The sequence below is a fragment of the Streptomyces sp. NPDC054887 genome (assembly GCF_053610585.1).
Genome location: NZ_JBSGYQ010000001.1, coordinates 118,996 through 125,677 on the forward strand (window position 1 = coordinate 118,996; position 6,682 = coordinate 125,677).

The 6,682-nt window shown below is 67.6% G+C and carries 4 protein-coding genes; 2 read left to right on the forward strand and 2 right to left on the reverse strand.

Going from position 1 to position 6,682, the window contains the following annotated elements:
- Positions 1–169: 169 nt before the first annotated feature.
- Both ACWGH0_RS00545 and ACWGH0_RS00550 read right to left on the reverse strand, forming a co-directional pair.
- A complete protein-coding gene (locus ACWGH0_RS00545) occupies positions 170–1,252 on the reverse strand; it encodes an inositol-3-phosphate synthase (RefSeq protein ID WP_453401896.1) in 1,083 nt (360 codons plus the stop codon).
- Positions 1,253–1,301: 49 nt separating this feature from the next.
- Positions 1,302–1,985 (reverse strand): helix-turn-helix transcriptional regulator, encoded by a 684-nt coding sequence (locus tag ACWGH0_RS00550; protein ID WP_453401897.1) that lies wholly within the window; start codon positions 1,983–1,985, stop codon positions 1,302–1,304.
- A 365-nt stretch (positions 1,986–2,350) separates the two neighbouring features.
- Between ACWGH0_RS00550 and ACWGH0_RS00555 the strand changes: the two genes are divergently transcribed.
- Positions 2,351–5,041: a transglycosylase domain-containing protein gene (locus tag ACWGH0_RS00555; RefSeq protein WP_453401898.1), complete on the forward strand. Its 2,691-nt coding sequence runs from the start codon at positions 2,351–2,353 to the stop codon at positions 5,039–5,041.
- Positions 5,042–5,151: 110 nt separating this feature from the next.
- Positions 5,152–6,682, forward strand: a 1,531-nt coding sequence (locus tag ACWGH0_RS00560; protein ID WP_453401899.1) for a glycosyltransferase family 87 protein, incomplete at its 3' end; no start/stop codon positions are given.

The following is a 6,682-nucleotide window of genomic DNA, read 5'->3' on the forward strand; positions in this document are numbered from 1 at the left end:
GAGCGGTACTTTCTGGTGGGGGGTTATGTGGTTCTGGTGCTTTTTCCCGCCATTACCAGTACCTAATGCCTTCGGTGAAACCTTAAAATCGTCGTGGGGCCCCGGGGGGAACCCCGCGGGCACCCTCGACGATCGGCCTGCCTGAGTTTCAGGCGGGAAGGTCGGAGCTCTAGCGCTCGACCTCGCCCTTGATGAACGCCTCGACGGCGCGGTGGGCCTCGTCGTCGAAGTACTGCACCGGCGGGGACTTCATGAAGTACGAGGACGCGGAGAGGATCGGGCCGCCGATGCCGCGGTCCTTGGCGATCTTCGCGGCACGCACGGCGTCGATGATGACACCGGCCGAGTTCGGCGAGTCCCACACCTCGAGCTTGTACTCCAGGTTCAGCGGGACGTCACCGAAGGCACGGCCCTCGAGGCGCACGTACGCCCACTTGCGGTCGTCCAGCCACGCCACGTAGTCCGACGGGCCGATGTGGACGTTGTCCGCACCGAGGTCGCGGTCGGGGATCTGCGAGGTGACGGCCTGCGTCTTCGAGATCTTCTTGGACTCCAGGCGCTCACGCTCGAGCATGTTCTTGAAGTCCATGTTGCCGCCGACGTTGAGCTGCATCGTGCGGTCCAGGACGACGCCCCGGTCCTCGAAGAGCTTCGCCATGACGCGGTGCGTGATGGTCGCGCCGACCTGCGACTTGATGTCGTCACCGACGATCGGGACACCGGCCTCGGTGAACTTGTCCGCCCACTCCTTGGTGCCGGCGATGAAGACCGGGAGGGCGTTGACGAAGGCGACCTTGGCGTCGATGGCGCACTGCGCGTAGAACTTCGCGGCAGCCTCGGAACCGACGGGCAGGTAGCAGACGAGAACGTCGGCCTGCGTGTCCTTGAGGACCTGGACGACGTCGACCGGGGCCTCGGCGGACTCCTCGATCGTCTGGCGGTAGTACTTGCCCAGACCGTCGTGGGTGTGGCCGCGCTGGACGCTCACGCCGGTGTTCGGCACGTCGCAGATCTTGATGGTGTTGTTCTCGCTGGCGCCGATGGCGTCGGCGAGGTCGAGGCCGACCTTCTTCGCGTCGACGTCGAACGCGGCGACGAACTCGACGTCGCTCACGTGGTAGTCGCCGAACTGCACGTGCATCAGACCCGGCACCTTGCCCGCCGGGTCGGCGTCCTTGTAGTACTCGACGCCCTGCACCAGCGAGGCGGCGCAGTTGCCCACGCCGACGATGGCTACGCGAACCGAACCCATTGGCGGTTGCTCCCTGTGTTCTCGACGAGGCCTGCGGAAGTGCAGGGCCTCACTTGACGGTGTCGTCGGACGGATCCGGACCGGTGTCGTCCCGGTGCCGGGGCAGGCCGTCCGTCTCTCCAGTGGTGATGTCGTCACGAGCCGGATCCCCGGGGCCGGACCGTCGCTGGTCCCGCCCCGCCCGCTCGCTCTCGATGAGCTCGTTCAGCCAGCGCACTTCGCGCTCCACGGACTCCATGCCGTGCCGCTGCAGCTCAAGCGTGTAGTCGTCCAGACGCTCACGGGTACGGGCCAGGGAGGCGCGCATCTTCTCCAGACGCTCCTCCAGCCGGCTCCTGCGACCCTCGAGCACCCGCATCCGCACCTCGCGCTCCGTCTGTCCGAAGAAGGCGAAACGGGCGGCGAAGTGCTCGTCCTCCCAGGCATCGGGGCCGGTGTGGGAGAGCAGCTCCTCGAAGTGCTCCTTACCTTCGGCCGTCAGCCGGTAGACGATCTTCGCCCGGCGTCCAGCGAGCGAAGCGGCGAGCGCGTCCTCGGGAGCGCTGCCGGGCTCTTCGATCAACCAGCCGTTTGCGACGAGCGTCTTGAGGCAGGGGTAGAGCGTCCCGTAACTGAAGGCGCGGAAGACCCCCAGCGACGTGTTCAGCCGCTTGCGCAGCTCGTAGCCGTGCATCGGGGACTCGCGCAGCAGGCCGAGCACGGCGAATTCGAGGATGCCTGAGCGCCTGCTCATCCTTCGCCTCCTCGATCGCTGTGGCCCTTATGCCGAGCTGATGTATCGACTCGATACATCCAGACGATAGAACGGGAGTGCCGAAGGGACAAGGGGGGCCATGGTGAACGGCGTCACATCACCGATTCGGTGCACGTAACTTGCCTGATTTGGGGTGAACCTCGGCACTGAGGGGGTTTTGGCGGTGCGTAGTCTGTGCGGCATGCAACCCACCGGGAACCAAGTGACGCCAGGGAGCGTCCTCGTCCTGGATACACATGAGGCCGTACGGACGAGCCCGGCCACGGGCTGGTCCGTACTTCGGGGGGACCGGAACTCACCTGCCGCTTCCAGGCGATCTCGCCTGCCCGAGGAGTAGTCGTTCGATGAGCGAGCACCGTCGCAAACCGTCGCAGCCGCAGGACGGAGGACGTGCCGCGGCCCGGCGAGCCGCCCAGCAGCCATCAGGCCGCCGCGCGGCCCCCACGCGGGACACGTACAGCACCACCGAGATGCTCTCCGGTTCGTACGGGGAGGAACGTCCCGCCGGCGGCAGAGCGGAAGCCCGCCGCGCCGCCCAGCGGGGAGCGTCGGGCGGCTCGCGCCGACGCGGCGCCGAGCCGGCCGGGAGGGGTTCGGGCCGGGGGCGCGGAGCTCCGCCGGCGAACGACCGGTTCATCAACTACCCGCGGTCGGACCGGTACGGATGGCGCCGGTTCGTGCCGTCCTGGAAGCTGGTCAGCGGTACGTGCCTGGGCTTCTTCGCGATACTGGTCGCGGGGATGGGGGTGGCTTTCGCTTGGGTGGACAAGCCCAACCCGCAACTGATGGCAGAGGCGCAGAACAACGTCTTCTACTGGAGCGACAACACGCAGCTCGCCGCGACCGGCGGCCAGCGCAATCGCCAGACGGTCACCATCGAGGAGATCCCGCAGGAGATGCAGGACGCGGTGATCGCGGCCGAGAACGAGTCGTTCGAGGACGACTGGGGTGTCGATCCCATGGGTATGGGCCGAGCCATCGTCAACATGGCCATGGGGCAGGAGACGCAGGGCGGCTCGACCATCACCCAGCAGTACGTGAAGAACCTGTACCTCGACCAGGACCAGACGATAAAGCGGAAGTTCACCGAGCTCATCATCTCGCTCAAGGTCGGCGTTACTGACGACAAGCGCGACGTCATGGAGGGTTACCTGAACACCGCGTACTACGGTCGCGACGCGTACGGGATCCAGGCGGCGTCCCAGGCGTACTTCGGCAAGAACAGCGAAAAGCTGAACGCTTCCCAGAGCGCCTTCCTCGCGGCACTGCTCAAGGGCCCGAACCTCTACAACCCAGACGGCGGCCTCGGCGACAACGCCTCCTCCGAGGAGAACACGAAGCGTGCCGAAGCCCGCTGGTCATGGATTCTCGACCGCGAGGTCGAGGTCGGGCGGATGACGCAGGCCGACGCGGACAAGTGGAAGAAGGCCGGGTTCCCCGAGCTCAAGGACTCCGAGCAGGCCACTGGCCTCGGTGGCCAGAAGGGCTACCTGGTCGAGACCGCCAAGAAGTACGTGCTTAAGCAGACCGACATCACGCCCGAGCAGCTCGCGCTCGGCGGCTATCGCATCTACACGACCTTCGACAAGTTGAAGGTCAAGGCGATGGAGACGGCGGTCAACAAGACGAAGAAGGAGTTCCTCGACCCCAAGGCGCGCCCCGAGACGGACAAGCTCGTCCAGTTCGGTTCCGCCTCGGTGGACGTGGACACCGGCGCGATCGTCGCTCTGTACGGCGGTGACGGCTGGGACAAGAAGCACTTCACCAACAACGCCGACACGTCCGGCGTCCCCGTCGGCTCGACCTGGAAGCCCTACGTCCTCGCCGCGGCGATGCAGCACGGCACGTACAAAACTGCCCCTACGGGCCTTTCGCCGCTGAGCAAGTACAACGCCAATGACCTGATCGTCATCAGGGACCAGAACGGCAACCCGATTCCGGGCAAGAACGGTCAGCCGTTCCGGCAGAAGAACGAGAGCGACAAGGCCTACGGCTACGTCACCCTCAGGGAGGCGATGGAGAAGTCCATCAACACCCCCTTCGTACAGCTCGGCGTCGACGTCGGCCACGAGCACGTGGCGCAGATGGCGGAGGACACCGGAATCCTCAGGCAGACGATGGACAAGAACAACGCGTCCTTCTACTTGGGTACGTCCACCCCCAGCGCCATCCGCATGGCCGACTCGTACGCGACCTTCGCCGCTTCCGGCAAGCACCACGAGCCATACTCCGTGACGAAGGTTCTCTACAAGGGACAGAAGCAGCCCGGTTTCGACAAGCCGAGGGCCAAGCGGGCGATGGACCCCGAGGTCGCGGACAACGTCACCGACGTCCTCAAGAACGTCATCGAAAGCGACGAGGGCACCGGCCAGAAGGCGCAGAAGCTCGGCCGTCCGGCCGCCGGCAAGACCGGTACCACCGACAAGAACAAGTCGGCCTGGTTCGTCGGCTACACCCCCCAGCTGTCGACCGCGGTGACCCTCTTCCGTACGGACCCCGAGTCCCGCAAGCTGCTCTCCATGAACGGCACCGGCGGCGTCCCGTCCATCCACGGTGGTGACATCCCCGCCGAGGTCTGGACGAACTACATGAAGGACGCTCTCAAGGACGAGGAGATCGAGGACTTCCCGGAGGCCGTGCCGATCGGCGAGAAGGCCGACGGAACCGGCGCCCCGTCCCCGACGCCGAGCCCTTCGCCCTCCGAGGAGCCCTCGGAGACGCCGTCCGCCACCCCGTCCGAGACGCCTTCGGAGACCCCGTCGCCGTCCGCTACCCCGAGCCAGACCAAGTCCTGCAAGCCGTTCGACTGGGCCTGTGACGACGGCGAGGACGCCGGTGGCACCAGCGACGGCGGTACGGACGCCGGCGGTACCGACGTCGGTGGCACGGACACCGGGGGCACCGACACCGGGGGGACGACCGACGGTTCCACGACCGACGGCGGCACCACCGACGGCACCACCACCGAAGGCGAGACCGACGGCAAACCCGGCAACGGCAGCAGCAACGGCGGCCTCTTCGGAGGCGGCGGCTGACGCCGGGCACCACCCCACCCCTGACGAGGGCCGTCGCACCCGGTGCGGCGGCCCTCGCCGTTGTCCACAGGCACGGACACGCTCACAGCGCCGTACGGCAGGATGACCCCATGACGAGCGTGCACGAGGACCGGCCCGTAGTACGGCCCACGCATCAGGACAAGGTCGCGGCGGCGGGCAGCGAGCTGATCGGCGGACCCGTCGGCCGGTGGGCCGCCCTGGGCACGTCAGGGCTCTCACCCGTACGCGTCGTCGCCCTGGTGGCGATCGGCATGTTCGCCCTCGGCATGGTGCAGAAGATCCCGTGCTACGAGTGGGCCTGGTTCCGCGGCACCAGCTCCCAGTACACCCACGCCTGCTACTCCGACATCCCGCACCTGTACCTGGGACGGGGCTTCGCGGACGGCCTCGTTCCGTACTTCGACCGCCTGTCCGGCGACATGGAGTTCCTCGAATACCCCGTGTTGACCGGCCTGTTCATGCAGGTCGCCGCCTGGCTGACGCTGCCCTTCGACGGGTCCGTCCAGGAGCGCGAACAGGCGTACTGGATGGTCAACGCCGGCATGCTGATGATCTGCGCCGCCGTCATCGCCGTATGCGTAGCCCGTACGCACCGACGACGCCCCTGGGACGCTCTGCTCGTCGCGCTCGCACCGGCCCTCGCCCTCACCGCGACCATCAACTGGGACCTGCTCGCCGTGGCCCTGACGGCCGCCGCGATGCTCATGTGGTCCCGGGGCCGCGCACTGGCCTTCGGCATCCTCGTCGGCCTCGCCACCGCCGCGAAGCTCTACCCCGTACTCCTCCTGGGACCGCTCCTCGTGCTGTGCTGGAGGGCGGGCAGATACCGCGAGTACGGCGCCGCGCTGCTCGGCGCGGCCGGCGCCTGGCTGCTGGTGAACCTGCCGGTCATGATCTTCGCGCCCGAGGGGTGGAAGAAGTTCTACGCCTTCAGCCAGGAGCGGTCCGTCGACTTCGGCTCGTTCTGGCTGATCATCACGCAGCGCACCGGGAAGCCGCTCGACGTCGAGGCCGTCAACACGTACGCCACCCTGCTCATGGTCGCGCTGTGCGCCGGGATCGCCGCGCTGACCCTGACCGCGCCCCGCCGGCCGCGCTTCGCCCAACTGGCCTTCCTGGTCGTCGCGGCGTTCATCCTCACCAACAAGGTCTACTCGCCGCAGTACGTCCTGTGGCTCATCCCCCTCGCCGCCCTGGCCCGGCCGCGCTGGCGCGACTTCCTCATCTGGCAGGCCTGCGAGGTCATGTACTACCTCGGGATCTGGATGTACCTGGCGTACACCACCAGCGGCGACAAGCAGCGCGGCCTGCCCCCCGAGGGCTACCAGCTCGCCATCGCGCTGCACCTGCTGGCCACGCTCTACCTGTGCGCCGTCGTCGTACGCGACATCCTGCTGCCCGAACGGGACGTCGTACGGCGCGACGGCTCCGACGATCCCTCGGGCGGAGTCCTCGACGGGGCCGAGGACCACTTCGTGCTGGGAAGGGCCGCGCATCCGCCGCGGCACGCCGCCCACGACGTCGAGGGGCCCCGCGTGGAATGGGGCGCGAAAACACCGTCGGGGGGGGGGGTCCCCCGCCGGGGGGGCCGCCCGCAACCCAGGCGCACCACGAGGTTGC